At 44.8% G+C, this 22,901-nt stretch carries 17 protein-coding genes; 3 read left to right on the forward strand and 14 right to left on the reverse strand.

What is annotated here, in order from left to right:
• Positions 1-28: 28 nt before the first annotated feature.
• From Q0V21_RS01825 to glgB, 3 genes are all read right to left on the reverse strand, one after another.
• On the reverse strand, positions 29-1,735 hold the full coding sequence (locus Q0V21_RS01825) for a right-handed parallel beta-helix repeat-containing protein (RefSeq protein ID WP_301877302.1): 1,707 nt from the start codon (positions 1,733-1,735) through the stop codon (positions 29-31).
• Positions 1,736-1,808: 73 nt separating this feature from the next.
• Positions 1,809-3,251, reverse strand: coding sequence for a glycogen synthase GlgA (gene glgA, locus Q0V21_RS01830; protein WP_301877303.1), 1,443 nt, complete (start codon positions 3,249-3,251; stop codon positions 1,809-1,811).
• Complete coding sequence (gene glgB, locus Q0V21_RS01835) at positions 3,248-5,269, reverse strand: 1,4-alpha-glucan branching protein GlgB (RefSeq protein ID WP_301877304.1); 2,022 nt, start codon at positions 5,267-5,269, stop codon at positions 3,248-3,250. The genes glgA and glgB overlap by 4 nt, the downstream gene beginning before the upstream one ends.
• Before the next feature lie 195 nt (positions 5,270-5,464).
• Between glgB and Q0V21_RS01840 the strand changes: the two genes are divergently transcribed.
• Positions 5,465-6,691, forward strand: a complete 1,227-nt coding sequence (locus Q0V21_RS01840; protein ID WP_301877306.1) for a glucose-1-phosphate adenylyltransferase — start codon at positions 5,465-5,467, stop codon at positions 6,689-6,691.
• A 64-nt stretch (positions 6,692-6,755) separates the two neighbouring features.
• Here the strand turns inward: Q0V21_RS01840 and Q0V21_RS01845 are convergent, their stop codons facing one another.
• From Q0V21_RS01845 to Q0V21_RS01865, 5 genes are all read right to left on the reverse strand, one after another.
• Positions 6,756-8,255 (reverse strand): sensor histidine kinase, encoded by a 1,500-nt coding sequence (locus Q0V21_RS01845; protein WP_301877307.1) that lies wholly within the window; start codon positions 8,253-8,255, stop codon positions 6,756-6,758.
• Entirely contained in the window at positions 8,252-8,950 is a 699-nt protein-coding gene (locus Q0V21_RS01850; RefSeq protein WP_024634004.1) for a response regulator transcription factor, read from the reverse strand. The genes Q0V21_RS01845 and Q0V21_RS01850 overlap by 4 nt, the downstream gene beginning before the upstream one ends.
• Positions 8,943-10,145 carry a hypothetical protein gene (locus Q0V21_RS01855; RefSeq protein WP_301877311.1) on the reverse strand — a complete coding sequence of 401 codons (1,203 nt, stop codon included), beginning with the start codon at positions 10,143-10,145 and terminating at the stop codon, positions 8,943-8,945. The genes Q0V21_RS01850 and Q0V21_RS01855 overlap by 8 nt, the downstream gene beginning before the upstream one ends.
• A 139-nt stretch (positions 10,146-10,284) precedes the next feature.
• On the reverse strand, positions 10,285-11,010 hold the full coding sequence (locus Q0V21_RS01860) for a phosphonate ABC transporter ATP-binding protein (protein WP_079349217.1): 726 nt from the start codon (positions 11,008-11,010) through the stop codon (positions 10,285-10,287).
• 83 nt (positions 11,011-11,093) lie between these two features.
• A complete protein-coding gene (locus tag Q0V21_RS01865) occupies positions 11,094-12,293 on the reverse strand; it encodes an MFS transporter (RefSeq protein ID WP_443145628.1) in 1,200 nt (399 codons plus the stop codon).
• 201 nt (positions 12,294-12,494) lie between these two features.
• Between Q0V21_RS01865 and Q0V21_RS01870 the strand changes: the two genes are divergently transcribed.
• The gene (locus tag Q0V21_RS01870; RefSeq protein WP_024634000.1) at positions 12,495-13,415 is read left to right on the forward strand and encodes an ArsR/SmtB family transcription factor; all 921 of its coding nucleotides are present in this window, start codon (positions 12,495-12,497) and stop codon (positions 13,413-13,415) included.
• 43 nt (positions 13,416-13,458) lie between these two features.
• Positions 13,459-14,223 carry an HAD family hydrolase gene (locus Q0V21_RS01875; RefSeq protein ID WP_301877315.1) on the forward strand — a complete coding sequence of 255 codons (765 nt, stop codon included), beginning with the start codon at positions 13,459-13,461 and terminating at the stop codon, positions 14,221-14,223.
• Between the two features lie 90 nt (positions 14,224-14,313).
• On the opposite strand, the gene Q0V21_RS01880 is transcribed toward Q0V21_RS01875, so the two are convergent.
• The 6 genes from Q0V21_RS01880 to lpdA all read right to left on the reverse strand — a co-directional run bounded on the left by Q0V21_RS01880 (position 14,314) and on the right by lpdA (position 22,900).
• Complete coding sequence (locus tag Q0V21_RS01880; RefSeq protein WP_301877316.1) at positions 14,314-16,659, reverse strand: type IA DNA topoisomerase; 2,346 nt, start codon at positions 16,657-16,659, stop codon at positions 14,314-14,316.
• Positions 16,660-16,784: 125 nt separating this feature from the next.
• Entirely contained in the window at positions 16,785-17,252 is a 468-nt protein-coding gene (gene fur, locus Q0V21_RS01885; RefSeq protein ID WP_024633997.1) for a ferric iron uptake transcriptional regulator, read from the reverse strand.
• Positions 17,253-17,552: 300 nt separating this feature from the next.
• Positions 17,553-19,040 (reverse strand): glutamate synthase subunit beta, encoded by a 1,488-nt coding sequence (locus Q0V21_RS01890; protein ID WP_024633996.1) that lies wholly within the window; start codon positions 19,038-19,040, stop codon positions 17,553-17,555.
• 626 nt (positions 19,041-19,666) lie between these two features.
• Positions 19,667-20,155, reverse strand: a complete 489-nt coding sequence (locus Q0V21_RS01895) for a dihydrofolate reductase (protein ID WP_301877317.1) — start codon at positions 20,153-20,155, stop codon at positions 19,667-19,669.
• A 207-nt stretch (positions 20,156-20,362) separates the two neighbouring features.
• Complete coding sequence (thyA, locus tag Q0V21_RS01900; protein WP_024630355.1) at positions 20,363-21,157, reverse strand: thymidylate synthase; 795 nt, start codon at positions 21,155-21,157, stop codon at positions 20,363-20,365.
• 327 nt (positions 21,158-21,484) lie between these two features.
• Positions 21,485-22,900 (reverse strand): dihydrolipoyl dehydrogenase, encoded by a 1,416-nt coding sequence (gene lpdA / locus Q0V21_RS01905; RefSeq protein WP_024630356.1) that lies wholly within the window; start codon positions 22,898-22,900, stop codon positions 21,485-21,487.
• Position 22,901 lies beyond the last annotated feature (1 nt).

The raw sequence follows: 22,901 nt of genomic DNA on the forward strand, positions 1-22,901 counted from the left end.
GAGTTTTCTAGCAAAGAACTGAACTTAGCTATAACTTTGTCGTTTTCAAATCCCCTTTTGCATCCACGGTTATTCTCCATCGCGTAGAATTCGCACCCGTCATAACAATTTCATTGACGAGCTGATAAAACGTCCCGTTAGTATCCTTAACCAAATCAACCACTACGTTTTTCCCATTATTCGAAGGAGTTGCGCCAAAGAGATAACGTCCCGCCGCACTTGCGGTAACCATCAGCATGTTGTCTCTTATGAGGTTGCCTTCCACCGTGTTATTCACAATGTCCAGATGCACCGCCCACCATGTCCCTTCATATTTCAAGCGATTTCCAGTAATGATATTGTTGGAGCCTCGTAATTGAAGACACGTACCTTTTCCAGTAATTGAATTATGAGAAAATGTACAGTCATTATGCAAACTCACCATTCGGTCAGGATTGGTCGTTTCAAAACCAGGCTCGATGATGTTGCTTGATGCAATCACTCCATTGGCAATATCCATGGCTATGCCCGCTTCGGCAATATAATTGCCTTTTACGATAATATGACCATCCGCGACAATTCCCCAGTGTTTCCCTCTTGGAATGATGATGTTATCTGATATTATTCCGATGTCCATGCCTTCTGCACCCGTACTCGTTTTTGCTTCAATGGCAGCGGTAGCACTTGGTCTGGTGATGGTATCAATCAGGTTACCCTGGATTACAAAGAGATGGTTGCTTACGTTATTTGGATTATATATGGATGAGGAGAAAGACACGGAGATGACAGAAGTTAATTTGATATCATAAAAATAATTGGAGGTCACAAACGTGCCTTCGAATCCGATAAGCCCCACACCAAATGCTGTTCCGATCAGGCTATTGCCATGAATATGCAGGTTTTTGGCTCCGGTCTCTCCTCCCTCATTGTTACAGGTAATCCCACCACCGACTTTAGGCATATTATTCACTTGCTGTCCGCCTGAAAAAGCAGCATAATCTGGATCACTCGATAATACAGGGGTGTGCAGAAAGTTGTCGGTGATCGAAACATGCCATGTTGCCTTGACCAAAATGCCATCCCCAAGATATCTGTGACAATCATTCTCACGAATTACCACAAAAACCAAATGACTCCGAACTGCAATCGGTTCTTCTCCCAAGTGATGCAGCTTGTTGTTTCGTATAACGACATTTCGGGCGGGATTGTCTTGACTGCTTGAACCATTGACTCCGATCCCATCCGTAAACTTGCTGATATCATTGTGCTGCAATAATACATTGCTCGAATTTTCGATCTGCAGCCCTGTCTTGTTCTTACTCCAAGCTGCTTGAGTCGTGCGTACCAAGGTCAAACCACTTATCTCTACATGATTGCTGCCTTCAATCCGGATTCCCTGATCCGAGACCTCCAAGATTGCTCCTGGAAGGGACTTAATGATCACGGATCTGCCGCTAAACGTATAGAACCAGCCCGTCTTGACGACTTTATAATGCCCTGGCGTTAATAATAAAACATCCCCTTCCTGTGCCGAGTCAAAAAAAGCTTTGATCTGGGCTGTCTGATCACTTCCATCTCCTGGAGCAAAATTCCTGACATCAATAATGCTGCCTGTCAGCGTAGATTGGACGGCTGCGATATTGCCCATAATCTGACCAAACATGTCATTCATTTTGACGGCATCATAACCGTCGGAACTGCTTAAAGCCTGCAAATTAGGATTGTAAGTAGAGGTAAAATTAATGTAGTTGTTCATTTTAAATTCGCCTCCTCTTATGATCGTACAAAAAAGCCGCAGTACGAATATACTGCGGCTCATTTGTCCCAAACTATTTCACAGATTCAAGCGTTATGCGGCGATAAATACCCATATACTCTTCAGCTGAGACGTTCCAGCTATAGTCTCCGCTCATTGCATTTTTCACGATCTTTTTCCAGTGCTCGGGCTGTCGGTAAAACGCCTCGGCGCGGCGGATTGTATTCATCATGTCATGGGCGTTAAAGCTGGTGAAAGAGAACCCATTCCCCTCACCGCTGAATTCATTGTATGCCTGCACCGTATCGTTCAGACCCCCTGTTTCCCGGACAAGCGGTACGCTGCCATAACGGAGTGCTAGCATCTGGCTAATACCACATGGCTCGAACCTTGATGGCATCAGGAACAGATCACTGCCTGCATAGAATCGGCGGGATAACCCATCGTTGAATGTAATCTGGGCAGACATTTTCAGTGGATAACGATTAGCCGCTTCACGGAACCAGTGCTCATAAGCCGGATCTCCCGTGCCCAATACTGCGAATTGAATGTCATCATAATATAATAATTCATCCAATACACGACAGACCAAATCCAGTCCTTTGGAATCGACCAGCCTTGTAACCATCACCATAAGTGGGGCATCCGGACGTAAAGGCAGACCTAACTCCTTCTGCAGTTCGATCTTGTTCTCGATTTTCTTGGACAGGCTCGTTCTGTATTTAACTGCAATTTTGTTATCCGCTGCCGGGTTGTAACTCTTGGTATCAATACCGTTGACAATCCCTGTGAAACGATCCCCCAGAGAACTGAGCAATCCATCCAGACCATAGCCATAATAGGAGGTTTGTACTTCCTTGGCGTAGGTAGGGCTGACGGTCGTTACATGGTCCGCGAAAACGACTCCAGCTTTCAGAAAATTGACGTTACCGTAATATTCTGCGCCATCTGCCGTGAAATAGCGATCGTCCAGCTCAAGCAGATCACTGAATAAATCATGTGGAAACACACCTTGATATAACAGGTTATGTATCGTAAATACGGTTCTCATCTCACTGTAAAACGGATCATGTGCGTAGTGAGCCTCCAGCAGTAAAGGAATCATTCCTGTATGCCAATCGTGACTGTGTAGCACATCCGGCTTGAATTCGATTTGCGGCAACACGTCCAGTACAGCACGATTGAAGAAGGCGAAACGCTCGCCATCATCCATATATCCGTACACGCCATCCCGTCCAAAATAGTATTCATTGTCCACAAAATAAACAGGAATTCCGTCATGGACCAGCATCTCTATTCCACAATAAGGTCTGCGCCAGCCAAGCGGCACATCCGTTGTAATGACAGGCTCCATCGCTTCTTTGTATTCATCTGGAATGCTTTTGTATTTGGGTAAAATGACACGAACATCTGCTCCACTCTTCTTTAGTGCCTGTGGCAACGCACCAATGACGTCAGCAAGACCTCCGGTTTTAATAAATGGATGTACTTCAGCAGCAGCAAATAGAATATTCATGCCTTCGTCCTCCTTTTGGGTTTAACTGCAGTGCTATCCTTCGTTTTACTGGTTTTAGTTGTACTGGCTTTTGATCTGACGGATTGAACTTCAAGGGGTGATGCATCCGTTTTCCGACGTGTGTTCTTTTTTAAAATAACTACGCTTAGCGGTGGCAAAACAACTTCCAGACTATGTGGTTGCCCATGAAAAGGAATCTTTTCAGTAGTGAGCTGCATATCATTGATAATGCCTGATCCGCCGTAATCGGAATGATCACTGTTCAGAACTTCGGTATACATACCGGGACGCATGACACCAATCCGGTAACGCTCCCGCTTGATCGGCTGAAAGTTAATGAGCACAAGGAGTGTATCCGCAGGTTTTTTTCCTTTGCGCACATATGAAATGACACTTTGGTCCTGATCATCCGGAGTGATCCATTCATAACCGTCAAAGGAATGATCAAGCTCCCACAAAGCTTTTTCGCCCAAGTATAGCTCAGACAGATCCCGTTCAAACTTGTGGAGTTTACGGTGACTGTCATAGTTCAGCAAAAACCAGTCCAGTTGATCTTCATCTTTCCATTCGATAAACTGGCCGAATTCTCCACCCATAAACAGCAGTTTTTTGCCTGGGAATGTCATAAAGTACCCCATAAAGGCACGCATGCCGGCAAATTTCTGCTCGTATGTTCCTGGCATCTTGTCTAGGAGTGACTTTTTGCCATGAACGACCTCGTCATGAGACAGAGGAAGCACGTAATTTTCAGCAAAGGAGTATACGACCGGGAATGTCAGCAAATGATGTTTGGAAGGACGCTCGTGAAAATCCGATTCCATGTAATCGAGCGTGTCATTCATCCAACCCATGTTCCATTTGTAGTTGAAACCCAGCCCGCCCTGATCCACTGGCGACGTAACCATCGGCCATGCACTGGATTCTTCTGCCATCATCAGTGCATATGGAAAGTACTTGAAGACTGTTTCATTCAACTGCTGCAAAAAAGCAACAGCTTCCTTGTTTTCCAGGCCACCTTCGTTGTTGGTTCGGTATTGTCCTGGCTGCTTTTCGAAATCCAATTTGAGCATACTAGTTACTGCATCGACCCGGAGTCCGTCGAAATGGTACATTTCCATCCAGTATAGCGCATTGGAAATTAAGAACGAACGTATCTCGGGTTTAGAGTAGTCAAAGCTGAGGGTGCCCCAGCCTGGTCTCTCTGCTAACAGCGGATCAGCATATTCATACAAAGGGGTTCCATCAAACAAACGCAAGCCATGAGCATCCTTGGCAAAATGTGCAGGGACCCAATCGAGCAATACGCCTATTCCCGCCTGATGTAGAGTATCCACCAGATACATCAGATCTTTAGGCTGCCCGTAACGGCTTGTTGGTGCATAAAAACCTGTGTTCTGATATCCCCACGAAAGGTCGTAAGGATGTTCACTCAGGGGCATCATCTCTACATGGGTATATTTCATCTCCAATAAATAAGGAACAAGCAAGTCCGCAATTTCACGATAACTGTAAAGAGAACCGTCTTCTTTCCTTTTCCAGGTTCCAGCATGCATTTCATAAATATGTAGAGGTTTGTTATACACGCCTCGTTGTTTGCGTCTCCATGCTCCATCATTCCATTTGTAACCTTCAATGGAACTGGTGACAGATGCCGTACGTGGGCGAACTTCTGCCTGAAAAGCATAAGGATCAGCTTTAAGCAATTCTGTACCATCTTCCGTTAATATACGGAATTTGTATAAAGTTCCTTCACCGATTTCCGGAATAAAACGACTCCAAAATCCAGAATCGGGTATCTTATATAAAGGTTCCTGTTCACCTTTCCATCCATTTCGGTCTAAAGCCAGGCCTACTTCTGTGGCATTCGGAGCCCACACAGTAAAACGGTACCCCTGACGATCATCTTCGAACGCAGGCTGTGCGCCCATTATTCGATAACTGTGATGAAGGTTTCCTTCATGAAATAAATAAATGTGCTCCGGCGAAATTTCCGGATTTGCTAACGGTTGAATGGCCAAGAGATCACCTTCTTCTCCAGAAAATAGATTTAACAGTAACCATTACCCCATTCTAGCCAAGTTGAAAAGAAAAATGCGGTGTGTAAAAAAATGTTGTAATTTTTCAGGATTTTTACAGTATACATCGTTTCAATAGCTCCGCATTGCGTTTATGTATGTACTACACTGGACAAATATCTTGGGAGGGAAACGATTATGTTTAATAAAGATTGCATCGCTATGCTGTTGGCGGGAGGAGAGGGGAAGAGATTAGCCCCTTTAACCTCAAGTATCGCAAAACCCGCTGTACCGTTTGGCGGGCACTACCGGATTATCGATTTTCCCCTCAGCAACTGCGTAAACTCAGGCATCGATACTGTAGGTGTTTTGACGCAGTACCAAGCTGATTCATTGCATGATCACATTGGTGGCGGAGAACCTTGGGGACATGGGACTTCAAGTGAGGCAGGAATTTCCTTACTTCCATCTTATCATACAGGAAATGACGAATACTTGGGAACCGCGGATGCTATTTATAAAAATATCGACTATATCGACCAACAAAACCCCGAAAATGTTCTAATTTTGTCGGGTGACCATATTTATCATATGAATTATCGTGAAATGCTGGAAGCTCATACAGCTAACCAAGCGGTAGCGACCATCTCCGTTATGGAAGTTCCTTGGGAAGAAGCTCACCGCTTCGGCATTATGGCAGCTGATGAAAATCTGAGAGTAACGGAATTTGCCGAGAAACCGGCCGAACCAAAAAGCAATCTGGCGTCGATGGGAATTTACATGTTCAAATGGGAATATCTGAAGCGCCACCTGCTCGAAGATGCCGCTAATCCGGAATCCAGCCATGACTTCGGTAAAGATGTAATTCCTCAAATGTTGAATGAAAACACTCCCCTCTTCGTATATAACTTCAATGGTTATTGGAAAGACGTGGGTACGGTGAAAAGTTTATGGGATGCACACATGGATCTGCTTCACAATGAGGAAGGCTGGAGCCTGCAAAAAGAAGACTGGCCGATGTATACTCGTGACTGGAGAACCAAACCGAGTGCATATAAAGCGCGTCATACACGTGCTGAGCTTCTGCAATCCATGATACATGAATCCTGCGCCATGGATGGCCGTGCTGAACGCTCTGTTATTTTCTGCGGAGCCGAAGTTGGTAAAGGTTCTGAGGTGAAAGACAGTGTGATCATGCCAAATGCACGGGTAGGTCGTGGTGTTCATATCGAACGCGCCATTATTGGTGAAGGTGCCATTATCAAAGACGGCGCCATTGTCAAAGGTACAGCAGATGAAATTATGGTTGTCGGACCTAATGAGATTGTTTCCGCCAAACCGGCTGTACGCACACAACCGGTACGTATGCTAAAAGATGTTTATGAAAAAAGCGGACGCCTGCGCACAGGTGAACTTTCTTCATAACATAAAGAAAAGGCGAGCCATTATGGCTCGCCTTTTTGATGTAAAAACAATCTTTATAAAGAATTCAAAGCTTTTTCTCATTAGACTCTGCTTGAGTTATTGTCGGATCGACAATCACTTCGGCTTCATCATTCTGCAAAATGGGATCTACCACCGTCTCATACTCCGGTAAAGCTGGTAACGACACCGTGACAGTTGTACCCGTCCCGAGTTCACTTTGCATTGTGATTGTTCCATCATGCAATTCGACCAGTTCCTGAGTTATCGCAAGTCCCAGCCCTGTTCCCCCGTTCTGATGATTCACCTGAAAGAATCGGTCACGTACTTTAATGAGATGCTCTTCACTGATTCCAATCCCCGTATCCTGCACAGAGGCCAAAATCTGACCCTCTTCTTCTTTAACGGTTAAGAAGATCCAGGAATTCTCATGTGAAAACTTGATTGCATTATCCACCAAATTAAGAAAGACTTGTTTCAGCCTATTGCCATCCCCAAAAACATTGAAAGCCCGATTTTCATCACTTTCCAACTTGAGGTGTATCTGTTTTTGTTCAGCTTTTGCCCAAACATTCAACATGGTTTCCTGAACAATCTCACGAATGCTGACTGTCCCTTTCACCAACTTCATCTGATTTTGCTGCAACTTGGAGAAATCAAGCATTTCTTCAACAAGACCGATCAGACGCTCGGTTTCCTTGGAAATAATACTCATCCCGATTCTCGTCTCATCCGGATCGTATCCGCCAGAATCCAGGGTTTCGCTCCACCCTTTGATACTGGTCAGAGGTGTCCGCAATTCATGAGAAATCGAAGAGATAAAATCGTCCTTGATCTGATTACTGCGCACAATTTCATGTGCCATAAAATTCAGAGTGGATGCGAGTTCGCCTAATTCATGCTTGTAATTCCCCTTAACTCTAACATCCAGACGTCCTCGGGCCATCTGAGCGGACACTGCCGTAATGTTGTTGATTGGACGTACTATGGAATTTGCCATACCAATACTAATGATCAAGACAATTGCAAGTACACCAACACCTACTCCAATCGCAAGCATTCCCATGAACCACAACTTGGAATTTACATTTTCGAGCGATGTTAGGTATCGAACAACGTACGTATTTTCGCCGCCTAGATCAAACTTGTGGGAAACGGCCATGACCTGTTCCCCTGTGGCTGGTTGTCTGCCTACCCAACGTCCCATAGCGCCATTTAAAGCCTGTTGAATATCACTCGTTTGCAGAACGGCACGGTCAGATTCAAAAGCAGTTGAACTAGCCAGCACATGACCGTTCAGATCTAGAATCTCAAGTTCTGTATTAGATAATTCCAAATTTACAAGTAGTTTGGACAGATTATTCCCATCTTCTGAATTGCTTTCTCGGGCTAGAGGCTCAAAAAAATCCTTTGAATTGGAGATATGGGTACTGATTGTATTATAAATACTTTCGTAATAATATCTTTGCACCGCCAGCATAAATACGAATTCGACCAACAGCAGAGCTAGAAAAACTACAATAAAGTAATGTAGTACGATCTGCCGTGTGATGCCTTTTTTGATCATTGATCCCGGCCCTTCCATTTATAACCGTGACCCCATACAGTTTGCAGGTATTCAGGTTCGGAAGGATTGTTTTCAATTTTCTGGCGCAAGCGGCGGATGTTTACGTCCACGATTTTGGGATCACCCATATACTCTTTGCCCCACACATGATCCAGCAGTACATCTCGACTAAGCGGTGTGTTTTCTTTCTCCAGGAAGAATTGAATCAACGAAAATTCGGTTGGTGTTAACTCAATTAATTCATTCTGCTTCTTGAATTGCTTGGAGATCAAATCCAGTGAAAATGGTCCCGATTGGAACGTTACCTTGGCAGCCGTCTCCCGGTGAACGTTCACCCGACGCAACAAGGACTGGATGCGTGCAATCAACTCGGTGGGACTGAACGGCTTGCTTACGTGATCATCTGCTCCAACCGAGAGTGCATATACCTTGTCCTGCTCCTGCACTTTGGCTGTCAGGAAAATAATACCCAACCGCTCATTCGTTTCACGAATGCGACGACACACTTCAAATCCGTCAATGCCAGGAACCATAACATCCAGCAAAGCTAGATCAATATCTGGAACGGTTTGCAGAATACGAAGCGCTTCGTGTCCGTCTCCCGCTTCGAGCACTTCGAACCCGTTTCTCTTCAAATTAATAACAATAAAACTGCGGATGGATTCTTCATCCTCAAGAATAAGTACTTTACTCATTAAGTTCTTCCTTTCTATTCAGTTGCGGTATATTGTCAAGCAATCCATCGTTGGCATCCAGTTGTGCACCGCGCGAAGCAATAACCCGATCATTTGTCCGGGTAATCTCCTTCCAACCTTTTCCTTTTTCCTGTTCCCACTGGGAAAGTGTGAAATATTTAATTTCACCTACGGTTTCATCGGTATCAATCATTTTGAAACGAATGTATTTTTCTTTTTCCGATTTGGTATCAATGGTAATCTTCCCATACCACTCGGGCTTCAGATTCAAGTGGAATAAATCAGCATCATCCCGATATTGGAATGACACAAATTTCTTATCATCCTTGCCATCCCATTGATAAAAGGTATAAAACCACATCCGGGAATCAAATACATAATGCTCCCATCCTTTTGGCGATTCCTTTAATCCAAACTCAATAATACCATCATTATCGACATCACCGCTTAAAATTTTGTCATCTCTGTAGGTTTGATCAGGCGATTTAAAAGCATTCACTAGTTTGTTATCTTTAACGTATATGATCTGTGAGAATGTACTCCGGTCATCCAGCTCCGAATCCAGTACGATACCGACTTTATCTTTGGCAATCTGACCACCGAGAGCATTATATATCTCTTTCACAGTGTAATCCGTCTGCATTCTGTCAACTTCCTTGAAGCTGCCTTCGTCGTACTGATACAACGCAATAGATGCAAATCCGCTATTGTTCAGAGATACGATTGCGAAATCATTTTTCTTGTCCCCGTTTAAGTCGAGGGTGTTCCCTTGAACATTATCTATAATATATTGGTTATACGGAACACCACCCAATACTTGTTCAAGTGCCCCAGCTTTATAAGAATAAGCAGTTAACGCTCTCTGTTCTTGTAAACTTACACCGAGGATGATATCCGGATTCCCATCATTGGTAATGTCCAAAACTTTGAACGATTGAAGTTCATTTCCTGGAACATCAAATGTCAATTTCTTTACCCAAGAATCCCCCTGCTCCTCCAATAACATGCCATGAATTCGCACATTCTCATTCGGGGTCTCATAGAAAACGATGGCTTCCCGAGTACCATCTCCGTTTAAGTCTTCAACACGAATCATACTGGTGTTATTCATGTCTTTGGGACGAATTAATTTGCTTTCTGGTGGCTGTTCCCGCTGAACCACATTTAATAATTTTTCCTTATCTGTAGACATCATTGGTTTTCTCATCAAACCCTTAGGATCGCTTATGACAGTACATCCGCTAAGGACTGAACCGAGCAGGATCGTTAATGCTCCCCCCGCTAACAGGCGCCCCCACCGTGAATTAAGCAAATTCATCACTCTTTTCAATAGTTTAAATCATATTTTTTTCTTGCTGTGTCAACCGACGTCCCCGTATATCAAAAGCAATCTTGCCTTCCGCTAGACCCCAGATGCGGGTTGCATGTTTCTCTGCCAATTCAATTGGCAATACTGCAATTACGGTAGCACGTTCCTCTTCGCACAATTTGCGCAGCGTTTCCAGCACCGTATCTGCTGTATGAGGATCAAGCCCAATGACAGGTTCATCCGCCAAAACAACTTTTGCACCATGTGCAAGCGCTCTGGCAATCGCAACACGCTGCTTCTCGCCACCACTGAGCTTCTCTGCCGTCTGGTGTGCTTTATCCAGCAACCCCAGTCCTTCCAGATAATCCATTGCTCCCATATAATCATCGGAACGAACCATGCCTGTCACCATTCTCCATAAAGGGGTTTGACCAGACCGACCGATCAATACATTTTTCAAAGCTGTACGTCTCGGATACAATTGCGGATTCTGCTCCAAGTATGCCCATTCCCGTTTAATTTTCCGTTTTCCGGACCAACCTTCTTTTATAATCTCGGCTCCATCCACCGTAAATCGACCACTGTCCCATTTTTCCATCATAGCAAGGCATTTAAGCAGCATGCTTTTTCCGCTTCCACTTGAGCCTACTACGCCGATCATTTCTCCCTGTTGCATATCGAATCGTATATCCCGCAGAACCGGAACCCGATCCGCTCCAACGGATTTGCTTAAACCCTCAACTCTGATCATCGCGATGTCTCCTCTTGTCCATGTTTTTCCCTACTACTAGTGTACTCGGAAATGGACATCAATTTCCATGCGAACACCAGCTTCTATTTTACCACAGATTCAAGCATAGGTTTATGATGAAATAATACACCTGCTGCACCAAAAAGAAGATACATGAATCCAAGTAAAATAAACATACTTCCGGGTGAAATCCAGTTGATCACTTGCCCACCCAGATTCGGTCCAATAATGCTTCCTATTGTAAAATGAAATGAGGCCACAACGTTCGCTGCGGGCAGCAGCGCTTTGGGCAAAATATCTGCGGCATAAGCCAGGCCTAGCGAGAAAAATGAACCTACGAGACCTCCTGCTATGGTCAACAGCACAAGCGTCCACCAGAAATGTGTGCCGGCCAATGGTACGAGCATGAAGATGATCCCACCAGTAATACCGGCAAACATCAACGTTTGCTTTCGACCATAACGGTCACTCAACATGCCTAGAGGTAATTGCAGGAACAGACCCCCGATTCCGACAAATGGCAGCAAAGACGATATCTGATTGGCATCCAAACCAATACGCAGTCCGTATACGGGAAAATTGCTGTTCATCCCGGCTTCCATGTACCCGTACAATAAAGCAGGCAACAGTGCATACCATGCCCAGGCCAGACTGCGACGGAAACGGCGTTCAGGCAGTTGTCCATGCTCTGCCTTCTCCGGCTTCGTATCGGGAAGCTTCAATAATACAAGGACCAGCACTGCGGCCATACAAACAAACAATACCCAGAATGGAACAGCAGCACCAAACCCGAGCAGCTTGATTCCCAGTGGCCCGATACTGAATCCCAAACCATAGGACATGCCATATAAAGAAATGTATCGTCCTCGTTTTTCGGGTGCGGTCACCAGAAGTACCCACAACTGGGCAGAATAATGGAGTGCACTATCACCAATCCCGACCACGAGACGTAAAATGAACCAAATTTTGATATCCGGAAAATAAGGAAACAGGATTAGGGGAATCATGACAAATAACAGTCCGCCAATAATCAGCTTTTTGAAACCGATAGCTCCCAGCAGTCGTTCGGCCACCAAGGTCATCGCAAAGGACCCCACGTACAATGCGGCAGCATTCAATCCGTTTAAACCCGGTGAGACTCCTTTTTGCTCTAAAAATATGGATAGCACAGGCAATAAAAGCCCCTGGCTGATCCCCGCCACAACTATAACGGTTATCAGGATAAGATAGTTAGATGTTGAATGTGACAATTTTGGGGTGGTTATCAATGACACAAGAATCATTCCTCCTGCAAGCATACAAAGAAAAATCGCCATCTCTGACGACCTTTCGCATGTTATAACTATTCTGATGATCATGCATGGTTACGCCAGGGGTTTTGCCCTGGACTTGAACATTATAGTGGACAACGCCCTGCAAAACAAGCCATAATAGTACTTAAGTCGCTGCGTACATTTAGATGTGACGGGAGGATTCTGCATCATATGGCTTATCATGTTAAAATCGATGTTTCGCCGATATATGAAATGCTCAATAGCTTTTTGGTATATGTAACGAAGAAGTGGATTCAACATCTGGATGTTGGCCCTGAATGGATCATTGAGGTGGAAGGCAAACTAAGTTCCAATGTTCGAGCTGCGCTCGCACCTGCTGCCACATGGCCTTTTGATGACTTTGACGTTTTGTTTGCATGGGCGGCCTATCGGAACGATTCCAATGAAAATATTGATTTTCTGGATATGCTTGCAGGACAGACAGCCGAAGAGCTGTTCGCACGTATTTCTGCTCTGCTACCCCATCTTACAATAGAAGAATCTACACGTATTCGGGACAGCTATGTACCACTTTTGCGACTCTGGGATCAGCATTACTGCCAGCATATGAGTGAGGATTATCGTATCTGGTTGGAGGAAGATGCTGAAGAGAAGCGCATACTGCTGGATAAAATGGGACCTGAATTACTTATTGAATACGCTACTGCGGGTGTTCTGGTTGAACCGATGCCTGGACTGGATGAAGTTATCCTGTTTCCAACCGTTCACAACCGTCCCATTAATATGTACTGCTTCTATGAGGGCATGATGATTATGCAGTATCCTGTGGATGCACCTGAAGAGGATGAAGACCAACCACCAACCTGTTTGCTTCGTTTCACACATGCCCTGGCCGATCCGGAAAGACTTCGTCTGCTCCGTTACGTGTCAGGTGAACCAAAGTCGCTCGCTGAGATGTGTGAAGAGCTGGGCAAGGACGAGGATATGGTTAAAGATCAGGTTATGGCACTGCGCATCGCTGGACTGCTGCGAACCCATCTGCTCGGCAGTAATCGCAAAGAGAAGTACAGTATTCGACCAGATGGCGTATCGGAGTTGAACATGTTCCTGGAATCTTATATTCGCATATAAAATATGAACAACTGTGCTGCTGGCTGCAAGGAGTGAATTGGATATGAAAATAATAAAACAACATATTTTGTTTGATCTCGATGATACACTTGTGTACTGCAATAAATATTTCAATCTGGTGCTTGGTGAATTCTTCGAGAACATGCAGGAGTGGTTTGACGGACATGCCCTGACGGTTCAACAAATTAGGGAGAAACAGCTGGAGATCGATGTAACCGGGGTCAATAAACTGGGATTTGCAAGTCACCATTTCCCGCAATCCCTTATTGATACCTACCGTTACTTCTCCCAGATGTTCGCAAAACCCACCTCTCCCCAAGAGGAATCTTACCTCACCAAATTAGGAATGAGTGTATATGACCAAGAGGTTGAGCCTTATCCTCATATGGTGGAAACGCTAGAGAATCTTAAATCAGCTGGACATGCCCTCTACCTGTACACGGGCGGAGAAACTGTCATTCAGCAGCGGAAGATTGATCAGATGAAGCTATCGGCTTATTTCGATGACCGAATCTACATTCGGCAACATAAGAACATTGAGGCACTTGAAGGTATTCTCTCTACTGGCCCGTTTGAGCGTCGTGCAACGTGGATGATTGGGAATTCACTGCGTACGGATATTATGCCAGCCGTGACGGCCGGCATCCATAGCATCTATATTAAACAGCCGAACGAGTGGCAATACAACATGGTCGAGCTTCAACCTAATCCCGAGACATCGATGTATACCATCACTGCTCTAGAAGAGGTACCGAAGGTCATCCATGAAAATATACAACAGCAGCAACAAAAAATGACCCTTGGATAAGGGTCATTTTTTGTTTTATTTAATGATGATTGAACGTGGCACTAGTACATTAGGCTTCTCGTTCTTCTTTCAGACATTACATCCAAAAACTTATGCATCTTGCTTCTCCGCGGATAGTTTGCCTGTTACCTTATCTTGCAAAATAATACGCGCCTTCACCGTACTTCCGTCTTTTCGTTTAAAAGCAAGTACTTGAGTACTCCCCTTTTCAATCAACGCTTTCAACATCGTACTTGTGATTTTCTTGCCGACGTACTCTTTCCAAATGACAAACCCGCAGCCTTCCTTGAAACGTGTACATCCATAACCTTTCTTGCCCTCAATAATCTGACCCGTGCAACCCGGTGATGGACAGGAGGCCAGCATTTCACGGACACCCGGTTGGCTAGAAGTCGAAGATCGTGTTTGTGCTGTCGAGTTCGCGGTACTGCCAGTCTTGGATGACGCTCTCGACGTTTGACGTGTAGTCTTCGCACCTACACTTGTGCCCGCGCCGGTACCTGATGTTTTGGCGGATGTTCTGGCGCTGGTTCTCTGGGCTCCGGCTCCCTTGCCTTTACCCCGCCCCCCACGCGTATCTTCCCCAAAAGCATCAGCTGGTGCCGGTGCCTGCACACGTACTTTATCAATGATGGACATGGTAAATTTCTTGACGTTCTCCATAAACTTGTCCTGGCCGGCTTCACCTTTGGAAATTTGATACAATCTTCTTTCCCACTGGCCCGTCATCTCAGGCGAAGTCAACAAATCTACACCTGCCTTACGGATCAATTCAATGGCTGTCCGGCCCTTCAGCGTCAGTTGCATCTTTTTACCCTGCATCGTAATGTAACCCACGTTTTTAAGTCTTTCAATCGTTGCGGCACGAGTCGCTGGTGTACCCAGTCCACTGTCCTTCATTGCATCACGCAGCTCTTCATTCTCGATCTGCTTACCTGCACTTTCCATCGCTTTCAGTAATGTACCCTCGGTATAACTTTTAGGAGGCTGTGTCGCCTTCTCCTTGAATTCACTTTTGGAACACTGAACAGGCAATTCAGGTTGAACGGCAAATGCCTTGTCCGTCCATTCTTCTGCTTCCTCTTCTTCGTTGCTGTTTTTCTTCGTCTTTTTCTTGCCTGTCTGCTCCTGATCCGCAGATCCCAATACCACTTTCCAACCCAGCGAGAGCAGTTCTTTCACAGATGTCTTGAATTGGTGCTTCTCCACTTCCGTGAGCACGGTATGCTGCTTGTACTCTGCTGGTGGATAAAAATGGGATAAGAAACGCCTTACGATCAGGTCATAGATATTTTGTTCATCCTTGGATAACGTACCTGGTCGTTTCAAAGTAGGTAATATCGCATGGTGATCTTCAACTCTGGACGGGTTACATACACCCTTGTTATTTTTATGAACGAGTTCAGGTTTTGCTCCTAGCGCCAATTCACTGTAAGATCCATTTTTAAGCAAATTCAGCGTTTTGTGCATACCTTCAATATTCTGTTCCGTAACATAGTTCGAATTGGTCCGTGGATAAGAGATCACCTTATGTTTCTCATAAAGCGCCTGCGCAATATCCAGCGTTTTCTTCGCCCCATAACCATACTTGGCATTAGCTTCACGCTGTAAAAGGGTCAGATCATATAATCGGAATGGATACTCCTTGGTCTGTTTTGCTTCGTACTTGGTAATCTGTCCCGTCTTCCCCTTCACACTGGCAGCAATCGACTCAGCAACGGCGGGGTCGGTCAGCTTGTCCCCTTGACGTAATCCCCTGTACTCCACTCCTTCTTGACGAAACCATGCGGCCACTTCATAAAAGGTCTGGGACTGGAACGCTTCAATCTCAATTTCCCGATCATAGATCAAAGCCAGCACGGGAGTCTGCACCCGGCCTACAGAAAGTAAGGCATTGTGTCGAGTCGTAAAAGCCCGGGATGCATTCATACCAATCAGCCAATCCGCTTCACTACGAGCCCGGGCAGCATGAGTCAAATTCTCAAATTCCGAGGCATCTTTCAAACCATCAAAACCACGTTTAATACTCTCTGCGGTCAGATCCGATATCCACAGACGCTTTACAGGCTGACGCAGTTTCAACTGTTGTTGAATTAAGGCAAAAATGTACTGTCCTTCTCGTCCTGCATCACAAGCATTAACGATGGCCGATGCCCTTTTTGCAAGTTCTCCGATCATTTTCAGTTGATCTTTCGTTCTGGGGTTGGGCACAATCTTGAACTGATCCGGAATGATCGGCAAATCGCCGATATTCCAGCGCTTGTACTTTGAATCATAGGCATCCGGTTCAGCAAGTCCCAATAGATGACCAATCGCCCAGGTGATAATGTAATGCTCACCTTCCAAATAATTGCGATTGTTCTTGGCTCTTGGTTCTATGACGGCGGCAATGGTTCGGCCCATGTCGGGCTTTTCCGCTATAACCAGTGTCTTCATCCGTCCATCTCTCCTCCTTCACCGTCCGCATGACGGCAAAAAGGGGCCTTCCGCCCACGGAAGCCCCTTGCTTCTAAAACTTATTATATCAGATTTTGGTTGCGGGAGCATCCTCCCCGCTGCATTTACCCAGCTGCCTGTTCATTCAAAGCTTGCTTCGCTCTGCACTCCTTGCATACGCCCTGAAAATCAAGCCGGTGGTCTGTAACGGCAAAGCCGTACTGACGCTCGATCTGTTGTTCCAGACGAAGCAAGCCATCCTCCATAATCTCTTCCACAGTGCCGCACTCCGTGCAAATCAAATGATGATGGTGATGTGAGCCATCCGTACTTCTCAGATCGAAGCGCGCAGCACCATCCCCAAAGTTAATCTTTTCTACGACCTGAAGGTCACTAAGCAGTTCAAGCGTACGATATACCGTAGCCAAGCCAATCTCGGGGAATTGTTCCTTGACTAGCAGAAATACTTCCTCTGCGCTAAAATGATCCTTTTCATGTTCAAGCAATACACGTACCGTAACTTCTCGTTGCTGTGTCAGCTTATAACCTTTTGCGACCAACTGTTTCTTAATGTCATCAATCTGTTCTGAAATGGATTTGCCCCGGTTACTTGTCATAAGGTTGCACCTCCAGATATTATCATTTCACAATTCGTGTCGTTTTTAAATGTCATGGCGTTTCTTATTTATAATCATTATAATCTAATAATAAATCTTTAGGAGCTAAAAAGCAATGCTATACCGCACACTTGCCTAAATAAATGTCAATGTTCTTTATCTGAATATCATAAAATAACAAAAAAGCCCCCGCAAACTGCGAGGACTTCCACTTTATCAATTTTATAATTTATTCATATATTGCAAATCCATACTGATCTGTGTCTTATCGACTCGTTATACGAGAACTGTAGCACCCATCAAGTATTTGTCCACTTCACGGGCAGCTTCACGTCCTTCATTAATTGCCCATACAACCAGACTTTGACCACGACGCATGTCACCTGCTGCAAATACTTTATCCACATTGGTATTGTATTTGCCGTAACGTGCCTTAACGTTGGTACGACGGTCTGTTGCAAGTCCAAGTTGCTCCACAAGAGTCTGTTCCGGTCCGTCAAAGCCAATAGCAATCATTGCCATTTGAGCTGGGAACACGCGCTCTGTACCCGGAATCGGCTGATAGATCTTACGCCCTGTCTCATCTACAATACGCTCGATTTGAACGGTATGAAGTTCTTTGAGATTACCTTCGTCATCACCCACAAATTTGGTCGTCATAATGGAGAACTCACGCGGATCGTCACCGAACAGTGCTTTCGCTTCTTCCTGTGCATAATCAAGAGTATATACGTTCGGGAATTGCGGCCAAGGATTGTTAATGCGATCACGTTCCATAGGAGCTTGAGTATGTGTACCAAATTGGGTAATGCTCCGACAACCGTGGCGAAGCGATGTAGCTACACAGTCGGAACCTGTATCCCCGCCACCGATTACGATAACATCCTTGTCCTGTGCTGACAGGTAATTACCATCCTCCAGATTGGAGTCCAGGTAACTTTTGATGCTGCCATTCAGGAAATCCATGGCGTAGTGCACACCTTTCAGATCACTGCCTTCAATGTTGAACTCACGTGGTTTGGTTGCACCGCCGCACAGGACAACTGCATCATAATCATCTACCAGCTGCTGTGCAGCAATATCTTTGCCGATCTCTGTGTTGGTTACAAATTGAATGCCTTCTGCTTCCAGCAAATCAACACGACGCTGAACGACGTTTTTATCCAATTTCATCGTAGGAATACCGTACATCAGCAATCCGCCTACACGATCAGAGCGCTCGTATACCGTTACTGAATGACCTGCTTTATTCAACTGAGCTGCCGTAGCCAGTCCCGCAGGACCTGAACCTACAACTGCTACACGTTTACCCGTACGTTTCTCTGGAGGTTGGGGAACAACCCAGCCTTCTTCAAAACCCTTTTCAATTATTGCTTCTTCAATTGTTTTGATGGTTACAGGTTCACCGATAAGACCTACTGTACATGATCCTTCACAAGGAGCAGGACAGACACGACCTGTAAACTCAGGGAAATTATTCGTTTTATGCAGACGATCAAGCGCTTCTCTCCACAAACCGCGATACACCAGATTATTCCACTCTGGAATCAGGTTGTGCACAGGACAGCCCGACGTTCCGCCAGTCATATCTATACCAGTATGGCAATACGGGGTGCCACAATCCATGCATCGCGCACCTTGTGTTCTGAGCTCTTCTTCAGCCATATGTTTATGAAACTCTTCCCAATCCTTGACCCGCTCCGCTGGTTGGCGGTCCGCAGGCAGCTGCCGTTTGTATTCCATAAATCCAGTAGGTGTAGACATCTTACGTTTTCCCCCATCCGTTCTTGTCTTAATCCCTTCATCTGCATGGTTCTATATGAAATGGATTACTCATGTTTGAGTTTTTTTGTATATTGTATCACAAAAGCTTCTCGAAGATATTTCAATTATAGTAGCACTTTGCTTGCTGAATATTAAATGGATTATCCGCATAATTATTTGTATTTTATACATCATATCGCCCAAGTCTACCCATGGTCAATACCCTTAAATTGGTTATTTATCAGGTATGGATACACAAAATTAAGTCTTTAATTAATGGAGAAACCGACAAAATGTCATTTAAATGTGAGGTAATTTGCCATTTAATACAACAAATTTTGCAGCTTTGCGGGATCAATTCCGAATATCATTCCATTTTAGGGCTTTACAACGGTGAAACCCTATAACTTTTATACTTTTTTACCACTTCGTGATTATTGTTATGTATTATATTTATATTGTTCGTTATTTTAACGTCATATTTGTGTTATTTATATGTTACTCCACATATATTTCATTTTATTTTCAAAAAGAAAGACGCTGTTCACGAATATTTCGTAAATCAGCGCCCTTATATTTCGTTTACAGCATATGTTTGGGCTCTTCTACTTCATCTTATGTCCCTGTTACCGTTTTCGTTCATAGAACTCAAACGTATACGCATAAACATTTTTTTCGTCTTGCTCGCCTTCAATCTGTTCCTTTAGCTCCCATTCCGACCAATCCACTTCCGGGAAAAAGGTATCCCCTTCAAAATCCTCATGGATTTTGGTCACCACCAGCCGATCTGCGAGCGGCAAAAACTCACGATAGACCTGGGAACCGCCAATAACGCAAAGCTCATCGCCTTTTGTCACTTCCAGCCCCTCTTCGATCGTATGCACCACTTCAGCCTGATCCGCTTTGTAGTTCAGATCTCTGGTTACGACAATATTTCGACGTTGTGGAAGTGGCTTGGCCCCAAAGGACTCCCATGTATTACGTCCCATAATAATCGTTTTGTTCAGCGTACGCTGCTTGAAAAAGGCCATATCTTTAGGCAAACGCCATGGAATGGAATTATTCAATCCAATGACGTTGTTCTCGCCCATCGCCCATACCAGTTCTATGCTCAAAGATTACACACTCCTTCAGTCTGTTTATAGGTTGTTCAAAAAGTCCACTTTTGATTACGAATGATGCCTAGCGGCATCATCAGCATCGAATATGGAAATTCAGCCGAAATGTCCGTTGCTAACGTAGTTTTCCCTACGCTCCGCTACTTCATTTCTAGCTTCATTCCATCTTCTCGGCACTGAAAACCAGACTATTTGAGCATGTACTTATACTGCAATCGGGGCTTTAATACCCGGATGGTGCTGATAGTTCTCAAACTCAAAATCTTCAAACGTATAATCAAAAATGGAATCCGGCTTACGCTTGATGACCAGTTTAGGCAATGCGTATGGTTCACGCTCCAACTGGGTTTTCACTTGTTCCACATGGTTTGAGTAGATGTGTACATCCCCACCGGACCAGATGAACTCTCCCACTTCAAGATCACACTGCTGGGCAATCATATGTGTCAGCAATGCATAGCTGGCAATGTTAAATGGCAGCCCCAGGAACGTATCCACGGAACGCATTGTGAGCATACATGATAGTTTACCCTCAGCCACGTAAAACTGAAACGCGAAATGGCAAGGGGGCAGTTTCATGTTGTTAATCTCCGCCACATTCCAGGCGCTAACGAGGTGACGTCGTGAATCCGGATTGTTTTTAATTGAATCAATAACAGCTGCAATCTGATCAATCTTCTCTCCATTGGGTGCTTCCCAAGTACGCCATTGAGATCCGTATACCGGACCCAAATCACCATTTTCGTCAGCCCAATCATCCCAGATCTTCACACCATTTTCCTTCAGATAGGATATATTCGTATCCCCGCTCAAAAACCATAACAACTCATGAATGACTGATTTCAGATGGATTCGCTTGGTTGTTACAAGCGGGAACCCTTCGGATAGGTCATATCGGAGCTGTCTGCCAAAAACGGATTGGGTTCCCGTTCCGGTGCGGTCTCCCTTATGCACGCCGTTATCCAGGATATCCTGTAATAAATCAAGATAGTTCTTCAAATTATAATCCCCTCGCACTTCTTATTTCACAGCAATAAAAACAAACGAGAACATTCACAGTGGTTGTGTTTGCTCCAATTTGCCTTATTGAAACAGCACAGAGTTAAGGTCAATGCTGTCATATTCGTTGTTACAGTGTACCACATTGAGATTCAGATTGCATGATGCTTCATCGATAAAAAGATATACGTAAAACCCGTAATTTTGAGTCTTAACAGACTCACTTGAGGTATTTATACAAAAAAAGGGATAGACAACGCTGTAACACGTTATCCATCCCTTCTTGATTTACGTATAATGCCGGACGAATCCGAAGCTTAGACGATATTAGCGGGAAATGATGTGGATCGGGTGACCCATAACCAGTTCCGCAGCTTCCATCACGATTTCGCCCAAAGTAGGGTGAGCGTGAATAGTCAGCGCCAAATCTTCCAGAGTAGCACCCATTTCGATTGCAAGGCCAAGCTCAGCAATCAGGTTGGAAGCTTCCAGACCTACGATTTGGCAACCCAATACGAGGCCGCTTTCTTCGTCAGCTACGATTTTCACGAAGCCTTCAGCGTGGTTCAAAGATACAGCACGGCCATTACCCGCATAAGGGAATTTGCCAGCTTTTACTTTGTAGCCTTTTTCTTTAGCTTCTTTCTCAGTGTAACCTACGCTGGAGCACTCAGGATCTGTGAAGACAACTGCCGGCATACATTTGTAGTCAACTACAGATGGTTGTCCTGCGATCGCTTCAGCAGCCACTTTACCTTCATAAGAAGCTTTGTGGGCAAGTGCCAGACCGGATACGATATCTCCGATTGCGAAGATGTGAGGAATGCTGGTACGGCCTTGGTGATCAACTTTAACGAATCCACGCTCGTCAACGTCTACGCCAATCAGGTCCAGACCAAGCTCTCCGTCCGTATTTGGACGACGTCCAACAGTAACGAGCAGGTAATCTGCAGTTACTTCTTTGGATTCACCATTTACGGAATATTTAACAGTTACATCTTTATCCGTTTGCTCAGCACTTTCAGCTTTTGCACCCGTCACGATTTCGATGCCTGTTTTCTTCATGTTTTTAGCTACGAGGCTAGTCATGTCTTTATCAAAACCTGGCAGTACTGTATCCAAACCTTCGATGATTGTTACTTTTGCACCGAATTTGGAATACATTTGACCAAGCTCAGCACCGATATAACCGCCACCGATAACGATCATGCTTTTTGGAACTTCAGGCAAGTTCAAAGCTTCTGTTGAAGACAGAATGCGTCCGCCAAACGGGAAAGGTTTCAGTTCGATTGGACGGGAACCTGTTGCAATAATTGCATTTTTAAATTTGTAACGTGGTGACTCGTGATCGTTAAATACACGAGCTTCGTTTTCGTTGATGAACATGCACTCACCGTTGAAAACTTCAACTTTGTTGCCTTTGAGCAAACCAGCTACGCCGCCAGTCATTTTCTTAACAACGCCGTTTTTGAATTCTTGAGTTTTGCTGAAGTCCACTTTTACGTTCTCAGCAGAAATACCAAATGCTTCACCGTGAAGTGCAGACTCATATTGATGTGCAGCCGAGATCAGAGCTTTGGATGGAATACATCCGCGGTTCAAACAAACGCCGCCCAGTTCCGATTTGTCTACAATCAATACGCTTTGGCCCAGTTGAGCGGCACGGATGGCAGCTACATAGCCACCAGGACCCGCACCAATTACTAATGTGTCGATATTGAGAGAAGCGTCGCCTACTACCATA

This window comes from Paenibacillus sp. 11B, assembly GCF_030487755.1.
Taxonomy (GTDB): domain Bacteria; phylum Bacillota; class Bacilli; order Paenibacillales; family Paenibacillaceae; genus Paenibacillus; species Paenibacillus vandeheii.

Bases quoted from the DNA above. Each gene is read 5' to 3' on its own strand.
- Q0V21_RS01870 (WP_024634000.1), top strand. From the start codon at position 12,495: ATGGCTTATCATGTTAAAATCGATGTTTCGCCGATATATGAAATGCTC.
- Q0V21_RS01845 (WP_301877307.1), bottom strand. From the start codon at position 8,255: ATGATCAAAAAAGGCATCACACGGCAGATCGTACTACATTACTTTATT.
- Q0V21_RS01855 (WP_301877311.1), bottom strand. From the start codon at position 10,145: ATGATGTCTACAGATAAGGAAAAATTATTAAATGTGGTTCAGCGGGAA.
- glgA (WP_301877303.1), bottom strand. From the start codon at position 3,251: ATGAATATTCTATTTGCTGCTGCTGAAGTACATCCATTTATTAAAACC.
- Q0V21_RS01880 (WP_301877316.1), bottom strand. From the start codon at position 16,659: ATGAAGACACTGGTTATAGCGGAAAAGCCCGACATGGGCCGAACCATT.
- Q0V21_RS01875 (WP_301877315.1), top strand. From the start codon at position 13,459: ATGAAAATAATAAAACAACATATTTTGTTTGATCTCGATGATACACTT.
- Q0V21_RS01840 (WP_301877306.1), top strand. From the start codon at position 5,465: ATGTTTAATAAAGATTGCATCGCTATGCTGTTGGCGGGAGGAGAGGGG.
- lpdA (WP_024630356.1), bottom strand. From the start codon at position 22,900: ATGGTAGTAGGCGACGCTTCTCTCAATATCGACACATTAGTAATTGGT.
- Q0V21_RS01850 (WP_024634004.1), bottom strand. From the start codon at position 8,950: ATGAGTAAAGTACTTATTCTTGAGGATGAAGAATCCATCCGCAGTTTT.
- Q0V21_RS01825 (WP_301877302.1), bottom strand. From the start codon at position 1,735: ATGAACAACTACATTAATTTTACCTCTACTTACAATCCTAATTTGCAG.
- Q0V21_RS01860 (WP_079349217.1), bottom strand. From the start codon at position 11,010: ATGATCAGAGTTGAGGGTTTAAGCAAATCCGTTGGAGCGGATCGGGTT.
- Q0V21_RS01890 (WP_024633996.1), bottom strand. From the start codon at position 19,040: ATGTCTACACCTACTGGATTTATGGAATACAAACGGCAGCTGCCTGCG.
- Q0V21_RS01865 (WP_443145628.1), bottom strand. From the start codon at position 12,293: ATGATTCTTGTGTCATTGATAACCACCCCAAAATTGTCACATTCAACA.